We start from the raw sequence: 16334 nt of genomic DNA, 5'->3' as shown, positions 1-16334 counted from the left end.
CGCACAGCAATCGAATTGTGCCGCCACGGCATGCGAAAAACCGAGTTGATCATGGCAGATTACGACTACGACGTTCTTGTTATCGGCGCTGGCCCGGGTGGCTATGTCGCTGCAATCCGCGCTGCGCAGCTGGGGCTGAAGACCGCTTGTGCGGAAAGCCGCGAGACGCTGGGCGGGACCTGCCTCAACGTGGGCTGCATTCCTTCCAAGGCGATGCTGCACGCGTCCGAATTCTTCGACGCTGCCGCCAATGGTGCGATGGCCGACATGGGAATCGAGGTCGCGCCCAAGCTCAACCTCGACAAAATGCACGCCCAGCGCCGCGATGCGGTCAAGGGCCTGACCGGCGGCATCGAGTTCCTGTTCAAGAAGAACAAGGTCGACTGGAAGAAGGGCCACGCCACCTTCCAGGACGCGCATACCGTCAAGGTCGGCGACGAGACCGTCACTGCCAAGAACATCATCATCGCCACCGGCTCCTCGGTCACCCCGCTGCCGGGCGTCGAGGTCGACAATGACAAGCAGGTCGTCGTCGATTCCACCGGTGCGCTCGAGCTTGCCTCCGTGCCGAAGAAGATGGTCGTCATCGGTGGCGGCGTTATCGGCCTCGAACTGGGCTCGGTCTGGCGTCGTCTTGGCGCAGAAGTCATCGTGGTCGAATATCTCGACAAGCTGCTGCCCGGCATGGACGACGATGTCCGCAAGGAAGCGGCCAAGATCTTCAAGAAGCAGGGCATGGAACTGCGCCTGTCGACCAAGGTCACCGGCTGCACCGTCAAGGGCAAGAAAGCCACGCTGACACTCGAACCGGCCGCTGGCGGCGACGAAGAGACGCTCGAAGCCGATTGCGTGCTGGTCTCGATCGGCCGCCGCCCGAACACCGACGGCCTCGGCCTCGAAAACATCGGCCTCGAGGTGAACAAGCGCGGCCAGATCGAAACCGATCACGATTTCCGCACCGCGGTCGACGGCGTCTGGGCCATCGGCGACGTCGTCCCCGGCCCCATGCTCGCGCATAAGGCCGAAGACGAAGGCATCGCTTGTGCTGAAAACATCGCGGGCCAGACCGGCATCGTGAACCACGACATCATTCCGGGCGTGGTCTACACGTGGCCCGAATTCGCCGGTGTCGGCCTGACGCAGGAAGAGGCCATCGAGAAAATGGGCGGCGACAAGGCCAAGGTGAAGGTCGGCAAGTTCCCGATGATGGCCAACAGCCGTGCCAAGACCAATCACGAGCCCGACGGTTTCGTGAAAGTCATCGCCGAAGCAGACACCGACCGCGTGCTCGGCGTCTGGGCAATCGCCAGCGTCGCTGGCACGATGATCGCACAGGCCGCGCAGGCGATGGAATTCGGCGCTACATCCGAAGACATTGCCTACACCTGCCACGCGCACCCGACGCATTCGGAAGCCATCAAGGAAGCGGCGATGGCGGTCCAGGGCAAGCCGATCCACATCTGACCGACATGGCAGGGCAATCGTTCAAGCGGACACTAAGGCTCGCACGAACGGTTGCCCTTCCCGTCATCGGCGGGCTGGCTGTCTTTGCGGGTTTTGGCGCACCAATGCACTACGCCGCCGTCAATGCGGGTGCATTCCTGCTCGGGCTGGCGGGTCTACACTTTTTCCGGTTACCGGAAGCCGCCTCAGCGCAGAGGGCTATGGCTCTCGTCCTGCTCGCAATCCTTGCGCTCCCCCTCGTCACGGGACCTGAACTTGACGGCGCCCGCAGGTGGCTCCCACTCGGTCCGCTGACGCTCAATTCAGGCCTGCTCATTGCGCCGCTGCTCTCGTTACTGGCGATATACGACAGGGCGTGGGGCTGGCTGTACCTTGTCGCGGGTGCGGCCATTGCGGCCCTGCAAGTCGATGCCGCCCTCGCGCTGGCCTTCACCCTCGCCGCATTGGGGTGGTCCTACCATTGGAAAGACTGGAAGGGCCTTCTCCCAGCAATGCTTGGAGTGGCTGCTTTCATCCATGCCCTGCGCTCGGGCGGACCGCCGCCAGTGGCTTTCGTGGAAGGGCTCGTCCCCATGTTGTGGGAGCAGTCTCCATTCCTCGCGGCCGGTCTGGTCGCCCTCCTCCTCACGCCCCCGATATTCCTGCTGCGTGAATGCGAATTGTCACAGCGCGACGGGTCTGTCCTCGCGCTGGTGTTCATCGCCTTTACCGCCGTCTCGCTTCTCGCGGACTACCCGACACCGCTGGCAGGCTATGGCGCGTCGTCGATACTCGGCTTCATGCTGGCCATCGCCGCCGCGCGTCGACAAACGCTCGACAAGGAACGACCGGAAACCTGACTTGGCAGTTGCGCTAAGACCATTGCAGTGTATTAGTTCAGCAAATCACTCAGGGAGGTTTTTTAATGTTTACTCTTCGCCGCGCCACCGGCGCGCTTGCCCCGCTCGCCCTGCTGCTTTCCGGCACCGCGCTCTCCGCACAGGATGCGGGTCGGATGGACAAGGCGGTCACCGAGCATGCCGACGACAAGAAATACATGGGCACGGCGCTGGTTGCGATTGGCGACGAAGTGCTGCTCGACAAGGGCTATGGCTCGGCCAATCTCGAATGGGACATCGCCAACAGCCCCGACACCAAGTTCCGCCTCGGCTCGATCACCAAGCAGTTCACCGCTGTCTCGATCCTGCTCCTTCACGAACGCGGCGAGCTCGACATCAACGCTCCGGTGAAGACCTACTGGCCGGATGCCCCCGCCTCGTGGGACGACATCACCGTCGCGCATCTCGTCCACCACACCTCGGGCATTCCCAGCATCACGTCCTTCGAAGATTTCCCGCGCTGGAAGTACCAGCCGTGGAAGCTGGAAACGCTGGTCGGCAAATTCGCCGAGCGCGAGCTCGAATTCGAGCCTGGCAGCCAGTGGAAATATTCCAATTCCGGCTACCTCCTCCTCTCGGCCATCGTCGGCAAGGTCACCGGCGAGCCGCTCGGCGCCTTCATGCAGGCCAATATCTTCGACCCGCTGGGAATGGCGAGTACGGGCGTCGACGACACCGACAAAATCCTCCCTAAGCGCGCCTCGGGCTATTCGCCTTCGGAGGATGGCGTCATAAATGCCGACTATGTCAGCATGACCATCCCCACGGGCGGCGGCGACATGTATTCGACCACCGGCGATTTGCTCAAATGGCAACAGGGCCTGTTCGGCGGAAAGCTCCTCAAGCCCGAAACGCTACAGACCTATCTTGCGCCGGTCGATTTCGAGGCCTTCGGCGAGGCGAAATATGCGAGCGGCGTGCTGGTCGAGGAAATCGAGGGGCAGACAGTCTACTGGCACGGCGGCGGCATCGAGGGCTTCAACACCTGGCTCGGTCACGACCCGGCGAAGGACATCACCGTCGTGGTGCTTGCCAATCTCAATGGCGGGAGCGCCAACCAGCTCGGCCGTTCGCTGATGACGCTCGCACAGGGCGGCGAAGTGCAGCTGGCAAGCGAACTGGTCGAAGTCTCGACTAACGATATCGACCTCGAACAATATGCCGGGACCTACCGCGTCAGCCCGCAATTCGCGCTGAAATTCTTCGTCGAGGACGGGCAGTTCATGACGCAGGCGACCGGCCAGGCAGCCCACCCCGTCTTCGCCAGCGGAGAGGACGAGTTCTTCCTCAAGGTCGTCGACGCCCGCCTGAAGTTCAATCGCGGCGAGGACGGTGCGGTGAACTCGGTCACGCTCAACCAGGGCGGCGGTACGGTCGAGGCCTCGCGCGAATAGCGCGCCGTAACCATTCGTTTGCCTTCCCTCGCGATACGCCTAGTCTGTATCGCGAGGGAGAGCTTTCATGTCCTATCCGGTCCTGACCGAGGAACCCGGCGCCATCGAAACCGCCGCCATGGTTGCGCGCGGGGACATATCGCCGCTGGAGGCGGTGGATGCGGCGATTGCCCGCATCGAGCAGCTCGATGCGCATATCAACGCGGTGGTGGTCTGCGATTTCGACCGCGCGCGCGATACCGCCAAGGGCATGAGCGGTTCAGATAGCTCGAATGCGCAGCTCTTCGGCGTACCGATGACCATCAAGGAAAGCTTCGACATCGCTGGGCTTCCCACCTGCTGGGGCCACGAGGCGCACCGGGATGCCGTCGCCAAGGCGGATTCTCGCGTGGTGAAGCTGCTCAAGGATGCAGGCGTCATCTTCCTCGGCAAGACCAACGTCCCGCCTGACCTTGCCGACTGGCAATCGGTCAATCCGGTCTATGGCCGCACACACAATCCGCATGACCATGAACGTTCGCCCGGTGGCTCTTCGGGAGGCTCGGCAGCTGCCGTGGCGAGCGGGATGGTGCCATGCGAATTTGGCACAGACATTGGCGGCTCGGTCCGCGTGCCCGCGCATTTCTGCGGGGTCTGGGGACACAAGTCGAGCTGGGGCCTCATCAGCAAGGAAGGCCACGACCACCCGCTGATGGCGGGTCGCGGCCAGCATGACGGGGCGCTGTCAATTGCCGGCCCCCTCGCCCGCAACGCTGCCGACCTCGCCGCGCTGATGCGCATTACCGCCAGCATCCCCTTGTCGGAAAAGACCACTTCGCTGCGCAACTGCCGCGTGCTGGTGCTGGCCGAGCATCCTTCCTGCCCCACCGGCAGTGCTGTCCTCCGCCTGATGGAGCAGACGGCAAGCGCGCTCGAGAAGGCGGGCGTCTCGGTCGACCGCAAGTGCGACCTCGTGCCGGACCTTGCGCGCCAGCACGGCGATTACATGCGCATGCTCAACATCGCGATGGCGCGCGGCGCGCCGAACAAGGACGGAAAGCGGGCGAGCGCGACCGACTGGTTCGACCTGCTCGACATCCAGGCGCGCAACGAGATGGCCTGGGCGAAGCTGTTCGAGACCTACGACTTCGTTCTCGCGCCCCCTGCCCCTGTTCTCGCCGTGCCCAACCGCAAGGAGCGTGTTTTCGACAGCATGCTCGACATCGACGGCAAGGACGTGCCGGGCGCGGCGGGCCTGTGCTGGGCGGGCCTTGCAACCTTCCCCAACCTGCCCGCCACCGTCCTCCCTATTGGGGGCAGCGATGGCCTGCCCTGCGGCATGCAGGTCATCGGCCCGCGCTGGTCGGACCTCGCCTGCATCGAGGCTGCGGAAGAAATCGGCCGGGTCTTGCACTCCTGAGCGCACAAGCCCAAGGCTCCGCGCGGACGACGGGAGTTACGAATTTATGGGACACCAGCGCGTAATGCGGCTGTTTGCGAAGTGGCACATCTGGCTCGGCTGGCTGGTCGGCGTGCCGGTACTCATGTGGACCGTGACGGGCCTCGTGATGGTGCTCACCCCCATCGAAGAGGTGCGCGGCAACCATTTGCGCATCGAAGGCACCGAGCGCGCCCTTCCCCGCGATACGAATATCTCGGTCTCGCTCCCTTCTGCCAGCACCCAGCCGGTTCGCTCGGTCACGACGCAAGTCGAGCGCGGCGAGACCATCACGCGCATCACCTATATGGACGGCACGACCGAGCGGTACCGCCCCGATGGCAAGAAGATGTCGCCGCTGTCGGAGGTCGAGGCGCGGCTCATCGTGCGCGAAGGCATCAAGGGCGGCGACCAGGTGGTCAGCACCGCCCGCTACGAAGCGGACAACGTACCCTTCGATTTCCGACGCCCGCTCGACGTGTGGCAGGTCACGCTCGCAGACGAGACCAATATCTATGTCGGTATCGAGAGTGGCCGTATCGAGGCCGTGCGCACCGAGTGGTGGCGCACCTTCGACCTGATGTTCGGCCTCCACATCATGGACTTGAAGACCCGCGAGGATACTAGCCACCCCATCCTCATCATCTTCGCCATCCTTTCCATCCTCGGCGCGCTGCTCGGCTGCATCCTGATGTTCCGCCGCCGCAAGTCGCGGGTGAAAGTGCCCAAGTGAACCCCGAAGAAGTCCTCACCCCGGTCCTCGACTGGCTCGACCTGCTTGGCGTCGCCATTTTCGCGCTGACCGGCGCGCTGGTGGCGGCGAAGGAGAAGCAGACGCTGGTGACACTGTCGTTCTTCGCACTGATTACCGGTGTCGGAGGCGGCACCATCCGCGACCTCCTCATTGGCGCACCGGTATTCTGGATTGCGGACCCGTGGGTGGCGGCAATCTGCCTCGGCATCGCACTGTTTGCCTGGTTCACGCCGACGCGCTGGTGGGAGGGCAAGTTCCTCTCCATCGCCGATGGCGCGGGGCTGGCGGCCTATGCGGTGCTCGGCACGGCCAAGGCCATCGAATATGGCGTACCGCCCATTCCGGCGGTGCTGATGGGTGTCATCACGGGCACGGCAGGCGGCATCATCCGCGACGTGCTGGCAGGCCGCCCGTCGATCCTGATGCGGCCCGAACTCTATGTGACGGCAGCCGCGCTGTCGGCGAGCCTCACCGCCTTGGGGTCGCTGCTGGATCTCACCAATTGGTGGACATGGATAGCGGCGGCGCTGGCGGGTTTCGCCCTGCGCCTCGCCGCCATCCTGATGAATTTGGCCCTGCCCTCTTACGATGAGCGGGGACCGGGCGGGGATTAGGCTCCCGCGCCGGGGTAGCCGGTGCCGATTTCGAGATCGTCGTCGATCTCGTCGTCGTCCCCGTCGACCGGTCCGCCCGGATAGGAGGCCGTCGGGGCCTGCGCGGTCTCCGCAGCGACCTCACCACGGTCGACCTTGCTCCATTCCGAAGAGTAGCGGTCGTCGTCCCACTGATCGTCGTCCTGCTCGTCCTCGTAATCGCGGTCACGGTCACGGCGATCATAATAGATGTCTTCGTAGCGCTCGTCATAGTCGCGGCCATCGCGTTCATAGCGAGCGCCACCGCGGCCGAGGTTGACCTCCACACCGCGACCGTCATTGTCGATTTCACAATCGAAGTCCCCACCGCGCGAGAGCGTGCCCTCGACGCTCCAGCCACGCGCAGTGCGATTGGCGCGATCGACCGTTTCGACCCGTGCACGGCGCTCCACCGCGTCGATGCACATGCCGACGGCACGGTCGAGCCCGCGCTCGTCATTCCAGCGCACGTCGCGGCGGTAATCGCGGTCGCGGTCGCGGCGGTCGCGATAGCGGCGGTCTTCGCTCGCGCTCTTGGCGACATGGGCAATCGCGCCGACGATCAGCACGCCCGCAAGGACGTCGCCGAGGCCGGGGCCGCGGCGATAACGATAGCGATGGTAGCGGTGATGCTCCGCCGTCTGCGAGGCCTCGACATCGAGGACCTGAGCGATGCCGCTCTTGGCGGGCGAGGCAATCGCCATATCGGCGGCAGAAGCCGGGGTGGCGGTGAGCGAGAGCGCCGCAAGCATGGCAGGCGCGGCGGCGAGTTTGTTCAAATACGGCATGGGCCGATCCCTGTTGTTCTCGCACCCCCACCTGGTGCGATTCGTCTGACGATGTCGGAATTGATGCGCGCAGAACCCTTTATTCTGCCTGAACCGCGCACGAAAAAGCGGCCCGGGTGTGAGAGGGACCCGGGCCGCTGTTGGTGTTTTTCGTCAGGGCTTAGCGGAGACCGCGAACGCCCTTGAAGTCTACATGACGGACGACGCCGCGTTCGATGTAGCAGGTGAACTTGCCGCTATCCCGGCCGCGGCTGCGGCGGTCGCGGTAACGACGGTCGTCATAACGGTCGTAGCGGTCGTAGCGGTCATACCGATTGCCATGGCGGCCATAGGCGCCGGCCACGTCGATGCGACCCTTCACCTTCCAGCCGTAACGCGTATCTTCGACGCTGCGGATATCGGTGACGCGGGCATGACGGTAGTTACCGTGGCTGCGCGCATCCCACTGGGCGGCATTCACACACTGGCTAACGGCCTTGCGCGGGCTTCCGCGGTAGCGATAGGCATCGCGGCGATAGTCGCGTCCGTCGCGGTAATAGCGGCCATCACGGTAATAACGGCCATCGCGGTAATAATCGCGGTCGCGCTTGGACGAGCTGGCAATGGCGGCGATACCGCCGAGGATGACGGCACCGGCGATGATTTCGCCAGCGGAAATGCCGTCGTCGTCGCGGTCACGGGCCTGGGCGGGGGTAGCTCCGGCGAGTGCCATCGCACCGACCGTAGCAGTCGCGATCCCACCCTTCGCGAATGTCTTGATGTTCTTGATCATAGAGGCTCTCCTCAAAGTCATACCGTGGCGGGATTGCCTCGGTTGAATGACGTTCTAGGCGAGTCGCTGTGAGGTGACGCTGAATCGCGAGTGCAGACTTTGTTCAGGAATATGTGGAGTTTTATTAACGGCCAATCGATTGATTTTTCGCAGGTTTAGGATTGAGCGAGCGAATAGGTCTCGCCAAAATCCGGCCCGCAGCCGCCCTTAGCTGAACGGTTTTCGTTCATTTAACGGTCCTAAAATATGAATATCAGGCTGCCAGACCCGATTCTGCATTGGCCGGCACTTCATCACTCTCCCACCAATGCTCCATCCCCAGTCGGCTCATGTCCCCTTCGAAATCGCAAAAGTCGAGCAAACCGGAACAAACATAGGCTCCGGGCAGCGGACCACTGCCTTCACGGAACCTCCGGATCATTGCCAGCGCTGCGAGGACCGGGACATAGGGACCTCGGTTCGCATCGGCGCGCAGGACCCATGCGGCCTCGGCGCGCTGCCCGGAGCGTCCGATGCCATTTGCCCGCACCGTCATCGCCCCCCGGTCCGATCCGACCAGGCGAACCAGCTCGGCAAGCTTGAGCATCGGCAGGGCAAAAGGACGCAGGCTCTTCAGCCAGCCCCAGCGCACCGGCAGCGAGCACAGCCACAGGCCGACGTGCAGCAATCCGAGCTCGAGACCCGCGAAGAACTCTGCCGACTGGCGCGGCTTGTAGCGTTCGACCAGCAAATCCTGTTCGGGCGTATCGCAGACCGAGGCCCAGCGCTTGCCGATGCGCGGAATGTCCTCGCGGTGGAGGCCGCCCCAGCCCGGCACCTGCTGCCATTCGCCCTCGCGGAAAACCCGGACAGGCTTGCCGACATAGGAAAGGATGGCCTCGACCACCGACCGGCCCCGCGGCGCGCGGTTGCCGGGATATATGCCGATGCGCAGGGCATCGATGGCCTGCCAGCCCGCCGTCAGTTCGTCGACAACCGCATGGCTGAGTGCGGGAATGGAGCTTGCCCCCGTCACCAACGCCACGCCCGCGTCCTGCGCGGCCTTGTCGAAGCGCGGAAAGCCAGCGACGAACTCGCGCCCGTCGGCAAGGTCGAGGTAGTCCACCCGCGCGCCGATCGCTGCATCGATCAATTTCGTGTGCGAGGACTGGAACGGGCCCGCCGCATCTATGACGAGGTCGTAGCCGACGAGATCGATCGATTTCACTGCGTCTCGGTCGATGCGCGCGAGGCCCGGTTGGCGCGGCAGCGCCCTTGCCACCGCCTCCAGCTTGCGCAGGTTGCGCGCCGCCAGCGTCAGTTCGATGCCTTCCTCGCGCGAGGCCAGTTCCGCGAGACGCGAGCCGAACACGCCGCTGGCACCGATGATGAGGACTTTCAGCGCGCTAGGCATCGCGAAACACTCCCGACTGGTAGACAAGCTCACCCAGCAGCGGATGCACCAGCTCGAGCGAGAATTCGAAGCGTCCCTCGCCCAAATCGCGGTGGCGCACGACCGTTCGCCCCGGTCCCATCCAGTGCGGCAGGCGCAGGCGCACGGGGCCGATGTCGAGGAAATAGTGGTCGCTGCGGAATTCGAGTCCGTCTTCGAGCGCGACGACCTTCAGCGCCATGCCGATGCCGCGGCCGAGATATTCCTCCAGCCCCGACTTGCCGGCAAAGCGCTTGGCGCTGTGGATGACCTGCGGGAAGCCATGCTTGCGCCCATATATGCGCGTCCAGCATTGGCCGCCGCTGTTCACGTCCTCGCTGACCGACACCGTGGCCGGGACACCCGTGTCGCGGTGCAATGGCAAAGGTGCGCCGATCAGGCGGCAGAACTGTGCCAGCACCCATCCGGCGCGGCTGAAGCGGACTTCCTCGATGATGCCGGGATAGATAGCGACCCGCGCGCTCGCGAGCCGCTTCGAGAACCGCGCACGGACCGCGTCGGGAAGCCGCCGCCAGCCCGCCTCGCCCACCAGCGCACGGAAGCGCGCGTCATAGGCCTCGCTCCCTTGCGGTGCTTCTTGCGGAATTTGCTCTCTGGGTAGTGCCTGCATCGCTTTTCCCCTTTCGCGATTCTGGCTTGTTTCTCTTACTTCTTCTGGCCCTTGCCGGGGCGCCATCCGATAACCTTCACGATACCGGAGCCCATGGTGATGAGGGTCATCAGCGCGGACTTGGGCACGTTGAGCATCTCGTCGTGCCAGCGCGACATGGTCGAAACGAACTCGAGCATGTCGGCCAGCTTCTGACGCGCCTGCGGGCTGATTTCGGGGTCGCGGGCAGCTTCTTCGTTGCAAAGTTTGAGCGCCGCTTCCGCCGGATCGATTTCGCGCTCCTTGCGCCCGCGGGCGATGCGCGTTGCCATTTCCCAGATATCGGCTTCGGCCGTGAAATGGTCGCGCCGTTCGCCCAGCACCGGAACGCGCTCGATGAGCTTCCAGGACAACAGTTCGCGGATCGAGTTCGACACATTCGAGCGCGCCAGCCCCAGCGTGGCGGCAACCTGTTCTGCATTGAGCGGCTCGTCCGAAATGAAAAGCAGCGCGTGGATTTGCGCGACCGAGCGATTCACGCCCCACTGGTTGCCCAGATCCCCCCAATGGAGCACGAAGCGTGCGATGGAAGGCGACAATTCGATCCTGTCATTTTTTTCTGTCATGACAGAAATATCTGTCAAAGCCGTTCCGGAGTCAAGCGCGCAAACAAAAAGGCCGGAGGATTTCCCCCCGGCCCTCATGTGTCTCTGATTGAGAGGCTCAGGCTTCCGCCATTTCCTCTTCGTCGGCCATTACCGGGCCGCTGTCCTGGCCCTTGGCATCGACGTCGCGATCGACGAATTCGATGACGGCCATGGCAGCCGCGTCGCTGCCGCGGTAGCCGGCCTTGATAACGCGGGTGTAGCCACCGTCACGGTCCGAATAACGCTCGGCGAGAACTTCAAAGAGCTTCTTGAGCTGCGTTTCGTCCTGCAGCTTGCTCATCGCAAGGCGGCGGTTCGAAAGACCACCACGCTTTGCGAGCGTGATCAGCTTTTCGATGTAGGGACGCAGTTCCTTGGCTTTCGCCTGCGTGGTGAGGATCTGTTCGTGCTTGATGAGCGCGGCGCTCATGTTGCGGAACAGGGCCTTGCGGTGGCCAGTCTTACGCTGAAGCTTACGGCCTGCAATTTTATGACGCATTGTATTTCCTTCTACGTTCGTAGGGGGCCCGTTCTAGGTAGCCCGATACGGGCCGGATTAACGGGTCCGGCCCACTCCCGTATATCTGGATTAGCCCAGCAGCTCCTGTTCGAGCTTCTTGGCCATTTCCTCGATGTTCTCCGGCGGCCAGCCAGGGATGTCCATGCCGAGGCGCAGGCCCATCGAGCTCAGGACTTCCTTGATCTCGTTGAGGCTCTTGCGGCCGAAGTTCGGCGTACGGAGCATCTCGGCCTCGGTCTTCTGGACCAGGTCGCCGATGTAGATGATGTTGTCGTTCTTGAGGCAGTTTGCCGAACGGACCGACAGTTCCAGCTCGTCGACCTTCTTGAGGAGGTAACGGTTGAGCTGGTTGGTGTCGCTTTCCTGCGGCTCTGCAGCCTGGCCGATCATGGCCGAGCTGGGCTGCGGGATGCCGTCTTCGAAGTGGACAAACAGCGTCAGCTGGTCCTGGAGGATGCGCGCGGCATAGGCCACGGCGTCTTCCGGAGCGACCGTACCGTCGGTTTCGACGGTGAGGCTGAGCTTGTCGTAGTCCAGTTCCTGGCCGACACGGGCGTTCTCGACCTTGTAGCTCACCTGGCGGACCGGCGAGTACAGGCTGTCGACGGGGATGAGGCCGATCGGAGCGTCGACCGGACGGTTCATCACGGCGGGGCGGTAGCCCTTGCCGGTGTCCGCGGTCAGTTCCATGTTCAGCGTCGCACCTTCGTCGAGGTGGCAGATGACGAGGTCCTTGTTCATGACCTCGATGTCACCCGAAACGGCGATGTCGCCAGCCTTCACTTCGCCCGGGCCGGTGGCCGAGAGCTGGAGGCGCTTCATGCCTTCGCCTTCCATCTTGAGCGCGATCTGCTTCACGTTCAGGACGATGTCGGTGACGTCCTCGCGCACGCCTGCGAGCGAGGAGAATTCATGCAGCACGTTCTCGATCTTGATCGAGGTGATGGCTGCACCCTGCAGCGAGGACAGCAGGACGCGGCGCAGCGCGTTGCCGAGCGTCAGGCCGAAGCCGCGCTCGAGCGGTTCTGCAACGAAGGTCGCCTTGCGAGCCTTGTCACCGCTGTCCTTGATGTCGAGGGTGTTGGGTTTCTTGAGTTCCTGCCAGTTCTTGATGTTGACGGACATGGATTTCCCCTGGTGTGGATGCGGGCAGGACCGGAGCTCTTTCTATCGAGCGTCCGGTCCGATGTAGGTGTCGGAAGGCTGGAGGACCCAGCCCACCGGGCAGGTACGGATCAGACGCGGCGACGCTTGGAAGGACGGACCCCGTTGTGCGGGATCGGCGTCACGTCGCGAATCGAAGTGATCGTGAAGCCCACTGCGGCGAGACCGCGAAGAGCGCTCTCGCGGCCCGAGCCCGGGCCCTTCACTTCCACTTCGAGGGTGCGAACGCCGTGCTCGGCAGCCTTGCGGCCTGCGTCGTCGGCGGCAACCTGTGCGGCATAGGGAGTCGACTTGCGGCTGCCCTTGAAGCCCATCATGCCGGCGCTGGACCAGCTGATGGCATTGCCCTGTGCGTCGGTGATGGTGATCATCGTGTTGTTGAAGCTGGCGTTGATGTGCGCGACGCCCGAAGAGATGTTCTTCTTGTCGCGGCGCCTTACGCGGCCTGGTTCGCGTGCCATGATGTGTATTCCTCTATATTCTCAAGAAGGGAAAAGCTTACCGGGAGGCCCGAGCTTACTTCTTCTTGCCGGCGATCGGCTTGGCCTTACCCTTGCGGGTGCGGGCGTTGGTGTGGGTGCGCTGGCCGCGAACGGGCAGGCCGGCACGGTGACGAAGGCCGCGATAGGAACGCAGGTCCATCAGGCGCTTGATGTTCATCGCGGTGTTGCGACGAAGGTCACCTTCGACCATGTGCTCTTCATCGATGGTTTCGCGAACGCGGAGGATTTCCTCGTCGGAAAGGTCCTGCACGCGGCGCGCGTGATCGATGCCGAGCTTGTCGGCGATTTCAACGGCCTTGGTGCGGCCGATACCGTGAATATAGGTGAGCGCGATGATAACGCGCTTGTTGGTGGGGATGTTTACCCCGGCAATACGAGCCACTTAAATCTCCATGCTCCACAGGGTCCTTTATAAGCGGGACCCCATCTCAACGCTTTGTATTCGCTAGCACTTGCAGACGCTTGGTAACGCAAAAAGCCCGGATGGCGCGCACTAGGCTGCCGCCTGCCGGACTCACTGCAAGTGTCGAATGGTTGGGCGCTTAGTAGGATTCGCCCGGAGCGTCAACCTCCAGCGCGCGCAAACAGCCGAGGCCGCCGATATGGGCGGTCACCTCGTGCTTTCAAGAGCCGGTATAGAGCGTGCGCGGCAACTCGTCAAAATCGGGTTAAACCACGCCGAATGCGAGCATGGCATCGGCAACCTTGCGAAAGCCCGCGATATTGGCGCCGCGCACGTAATCGACATGGCCATCCTCGCCCTCGCCCTCCTCGACGCACTTGCCGTGGATGTCCTGCATCAGTTCGGTCAGCATGCGGTCGAGCTTGTCATGCTCCCAGCTTACGCGGGACGAGTTCTGACTCATCTCGAGGCCCGATACGGCCACCCCGCCTGCGTTGGCGGCCTTGGCCGGCCCGAAGAGGATGCCGGCCTTGCGGAACGCCTTCGAAGCGTCGGCCGTGCTCGGCATGTTGGCGCCCTCGACTACGGCCAGCACGTCATTGTCCAGCAGCGCCTTGGCCCCGTCCTCGTCCAGCTCGTTCTGGGTGGCGCAGGGCAAAGCGATGTCGCAGTCGACATCCCACGGCGCCTTGCCCTCATGAAACTCGGCATCGAATTCGTCGGCATAATCGGCAATGCGCCCGCGTTTCTCCAGCTTGAGCGTCTTGACCCACTCAAGCTTTTCCTCGTCGATGCCATCCTTGTCGTGGATGAACCCGTCGCTGTCGGACAGGGTCAGAACCTTCGCACCCTCGGCAATCAGCTTCTCGGCAGCATGCAGGGCCACATTGCCCGAGCCGGAGACGACCGCGCTCTTGCCCTCCAGCCCTTCGTCCCTGGCCCCCAGCATCTCGCGCAGGAAATAGACCACGCCATAACCGGTCGCCTCGGTGCGCAGCTTGGAGCCGCCATATTCGCTCGCCTTGCCGGTCAGAACGCCCTCCCAACGCCCGGTCAGCTTCTTGTACTGGCCGAAGAGATAGCCGATTTCTCGCGCACCGACGCCGATATCGCCTGCAGGCACATCGGTATCGGGGCCGATATGGCGGAAGAGTTCGGACATGAAGCTCTGGCAGAACCGCATCACCTCGCGATCGGACTTGCCCTTGGGGTTGAAGTTCGAGCCTCCCTTGCCCCCGCCCATCGGCAGACCGGTCAGCGAGTTTTTGAATGTCTGCTCAAAAGCGAGGAACTTGAGCACGCTTTCGGTAACGCTGTCGGAAAAGCGCAGGCCGCCCTTGTACGGGCCGACGGCGTTGTTGTTCTGCACCCGCCACCCGCGCTCGACGCGCACATTGCCATCATCATCCTCCCAGCAGACGCGGAAGGAGACGATGCGGTCGGGTTCGGCGATACGGCGGAGGATTTCCGCCTCGTGATATTCGGGGTGGTCGGCAACGAAGGGAAGGATGTCCTGCGCGACATCTTCCACCGCCTGGACGAATTCGTCCTGACCGGGATTGCGCTTGCGGACGCCTGCGATGAAGGTTTCGAGATCGGGTGTGTCTTGCGGCATTCGGGCTCCCTTGTCTTGCGACACCTACGCCCGAAAGCCCGCGAAGTTCACTCTTCCTCGTCGATGGGCACTGCCGGTGCCTCGACCTCGTCGTCCTGAATTTCGGTATCAAGGCCACCGAGATGATCGCGCAGGCCATTCAATTGCTCGCTCATCACACCATCGACCGCCAGCGAGACGGCTTCCATCGGGAAGTTCATCGCGCCGCCGACATTGTACTCCCACTTCACTTCGGTTCCGCCATCGACAGGGGTGAGCGTGATGGTGAGAACGCCGGTCGCGGGAACTGCCTGGAGCGGGCCGAGGCCGCCGCGCAGTCGAAGCGCCTTGTCAGGAACGGCCTGGACTACGACGGCATGCTGCACGCTGCCGTCGAGCGGTATATCGCCCTCGCCCGGTACTTTTTCGCAGAAGCAGCCGCCCGCGCTTGGCACCAGCGTCATGTTGGAAGCGTCACCCGACCAAGTGTGGGCATCATTCCACCATTCGCCGGGCTTGATGAGCGCCAGCCACACCTGGCGCGGCGTCGCGGCGATGAGCGCGGTGTCCTCGGTAACGAAACCCTGCTCGCTCATCGCCTCGACCTTGGCCGACACGGGCGAAGCGAGGCCAAGCGCCATCGCGCCAGCCAGATATACGAATGTCTTCATGACCCTCTCCTTCATCAGGCGAGTGTCTATGGACAGAACTGCGCTTTGGAAACCCTCAGGAGAGGATGGCGTCGATGGCGTGCGTGACTTCGTCGATACCGCCCATGCCGTTGACGCGCTTCACGATGCCGCGCTTCTCGTAACCCGGAAGGATGGGAGCCGTCTCGTTGCGATAGACCGACATGCGGTGACGCACCGTTTCCTCGTTATCGTCAGGGCGGCGCTTGAATTCGGTCGAGCCGCATTCGTCGCACACGCCTTCGACCTTCGGCTGCTTGAAGGTGTCGTGATAGCCTGCACCGCAGTTGGCGCAGGTGAAGCGGCCGGTGATCCGTTCGACCAGCGCGTCTTCATTCACTTCGAGCTCGATGACATGGTCGAGGCTGCGACCGTGCTTGGCGAGGATTTCGTCGAGTTGTGCGGCCTGGTGCTCGGTGCGCGGGTAACCGTCGAAGATGGCGCCCACTTCGGGACCCATGTCGGCCAGCTTGGCGTCGATCATTGCCGAGACGATGTCGTCGGACACGAGGCCGCCCGAATCCATGATGTCCGCAACCTTGCGGCCAAGCTCGGTATCGGCCTTGCGCGTTTCGCGCAGCATGTCGCCGGTCGACAGCTGCATCATGCCGTGATGCTCGACCAGGCGGTGTGCCTGCGTTCCCTTGCCAGCGCCCGGAGGGCCGAGAAGAATGATGTCCATCGAGAGGTGTCC

18 protein-coding genes are annotated in these 16334 nt (G+C 63.3%); 6 read left to right on the top strand and 12 right to left on the bottom strand.

What is annotated here, in order from left to right:
• Positions 1-51 precede the first annotated feature (51 nt).
• The 6 genes from lpdA (at position 52) to K3152_RS02770 (ending at position 6521) form a co-directional block, all read left to right on the top strand.
• Positions 52-1464 (top strand): dihydrolipoyl dehydrogenase, encoded by a 1413-nt coding sequence (gene lpdA / locus K3152_RS02795; RefSeq protein WP_221572495.1) that lies wholly within the window; start codon positions 52-54, stop codon positions 1462-1464.
• Positions 1465-1568: 104 nt separating this feature from the next.
• On the top strand, positions 1569-2303 hold the full coding sequence (locus tag K3152_RS02790) for a hypothetical protein (protein ID WP_221572494.1): 735 nt from the start codon (positions 1569-1571) through the stop codon (positions 2301-2303).
• Positions 2304-2368: 65 nt separating this feature from the next.
• A complete protein-coding gene (locus tag K3152_RS02785) occupies positions 2369-3736 on the top strand; it encodes a serine hydrolase (protein WP_221572493.1) in 1368 nt (455 codons plus the stop codon).
• A 67-nt stretch (positions 3737-3803) separates the two neighbouring features.
• Positions 3804-5135, top strand: coding sequence for an amidase family protein (locus K3152_RS02780; RefSeq protein ID WP_221572492.1), 1332 nt, complete (start codon positions 3804-3806; stop codon positions 5133-5135).
• Positions 5136-5181: 46 nt separating this feature from the next.
• Entirely contained in the window at positions 5182-5886 is a 705-nt protein-coding gene (locus K3152_RS02775) for a PepSY domain-containing protein (protein ID WP_221572491.1), read from the top strand.
• Positions 5883-6521, top strand: coding sequence for a trimeric intracellular cation channel family protein (locus K3152_RS02770; RefSeq protein WP_221572490.1), 639 nt, complete (start codon positions 5883-5885; stop codon positions 6519-6521). Before K3152_RS02775 ends, K3152_RS02770 begins: the two co-directional genes overlap by 4 nt.
• On the opposite strand, the gene K3152_RS02765 is transcribed toward K3152_RS02770, so the two are convergent.
• The 12 genes from K3152_RS02765 to K3152_RS02710 all read right to left on the bottom strand — a co-directional run bounded on the left by K3152_RS02765 (position 6518) and on the right by K3152_RS02710 (position 16322).
• On the bottom strand, positions 6518-7327 hold the full coding sequence (locus K3152_RS02765) for a hypothetical protein (RefSeq protein ID WP_221572489.1): 810 nt from the start codon (positions 7325-7327) through the stop codon (positions 6518-6520). The two genes, K3152_RS02770 and K3152_RS02765, sit on opposite strands and share 4 nt — an antisense overlap.
• Positions 7328-7487: 160 nt before the next feature.
• Entirely contained in the window at positions 7488-8099 is a 612-nt protein-coding gene (locus K3152_RS02760) for a hypothetical protein (RefSeq protein WP_221572488.1), read from the bottom strand.
• Between the two features lie 253 nt (positions 8100-8352).
• On the bottom strand, positions 8353-9492 hold the full coding sequence (locus K3152_RS02755; protein ID WP_221572487.1) for a saccharopine dehydrogenase family protein: 1140 nt from the start codon (positions 9490-9492) through the stop codon (positions 8353-8355).
• The gene (locus tag K3152_RS02750) at positions 9485-10141 is read right to left on the bottom strand and encodes a DUF4166 domain-containing protein (protein WP_221572486.1); all 657 of its coding nucleotides are present in this window, start codon (positions 10139-10141) and stop codon (positions 9485-9487) included. Before K3152_RS02750 ends, K3152_RS02755 begins: the two co-directional genes overlap by 8 nt.
• A 35-nt stretch (positions 10142-10176) precedes the next feature.
• The gene (locus K3152_RS02745; protein WP_221572485.1) at positions 10177-10746 is read right to left on the bottom strand and encodes a GbsR/MarR family transcriptional regulator; all 570 of its coding nucleotides are present in this window, start codon (positions 10744-10746) and stop codon (positions 10177-10179) included.
• A 97-nt stretch (positions 10747-10843) separates the two neighbouring features.
• Entirely contained in the window at positions 10844-11266 is a 423-nt protein-coding gene (rplQ, locus tag K3152_RS02740) for a 50S ribosomal protein L17 (protein WP_221572484.1), read from the bottom strand.
• 90 nt (positions 11267-11356) lie between these two features.
• On the bottom strand, positions 11357-12412 hold the full coding sequence (locus K3152_RS02735; protein ID WP_221572483.1) for a DNA-directed RNA polymerase subunit alpha: 1056 nt from the start codon (positions 12410-12412) through the stop codon (positions 11357-11359).
• A gap of 110 nt (positions 12413-12522) precedes the next feature.
• Positions 12523-12912 (bottom strand): 30S ribosomal protein S11, encoded by a 390-nt coding sequence (gene rpsK / locus K3152_RS02730; protein ID WP_006831904.1) that lies wholly within the window; start codon positions 12910-12912, stop codon positions 12523-12525.
• Positions 12913-12967: 55 nt separating this feature from the next.
• Positions 12968-13336 carry a 30S ribosomal protein S13 gene (gene rpsM / locus K3152_RS02725; RefSeq protein ID WP_040963583.1) on the bottom strand — a complete coding sequence of 123 codons (369 nt, stop codon included), beginning with the start codon at positions 13334-13336 and terminating at the stop codon, positions 12968-12970.
• A gap of 286 nt (positions 13337-13622) precedes the next feature.
• Positions 13623-14972 carry an NADP-specific glutamate dehydrogenase gene (gene gdhA, locus K3152_RS02720; RefSeq protein ID WP_221572482.1) on the bottom strand — a complete coding sequence of 450 codons (1350 nt, stop codon included), beginning with the start codon at positions 14970-14972 and terminating at the stop codon, positions 13623-13625.
• A 47-nt stretch (positions 14973-15019) separates the two neighbouring features.
• Positions 15020-15622, bottom strand: a complete 603-nt coding sequence (locus K3152_RS02715) for an SRPBCC family protein (RefSeq protein WP_247713120.1) — start codon at positions 15620-15622, stop codon at positions 15020-15022.
• Positions 15623-15677: 55 nt separating this feature from the next.
• Positions 15678-16322 (bottom strand): adenylate kinase, encoded by a 645-nt coding sequence (locus K3152_RS02710; RefSeq protein ID WP_221572480.1) that lies wholly within the window; start codon positions 16320-16322, stop codon positions 15678-15680.
• Between the last annotated feature and the right edge of the window lie 12 nt (positions 16323-16334).

The organism is Qipengyuania polymorpha, from assembly GCF_019711435.1.
In the GTDB taxonomy this organism is placed as follows: domain Bacteria; phylum Pseudomonadota; class Alphaproteobacteria; order Sphingomonadales; family Sphingomonadaceae; genus Qipengyuania; species Qipengyuania polymorpha.
The sequence above is the reverse complement of the archived record's forward strand: the minus strand, read 5'-3'. Positions and strand labels throughout refer to the sequence as shown.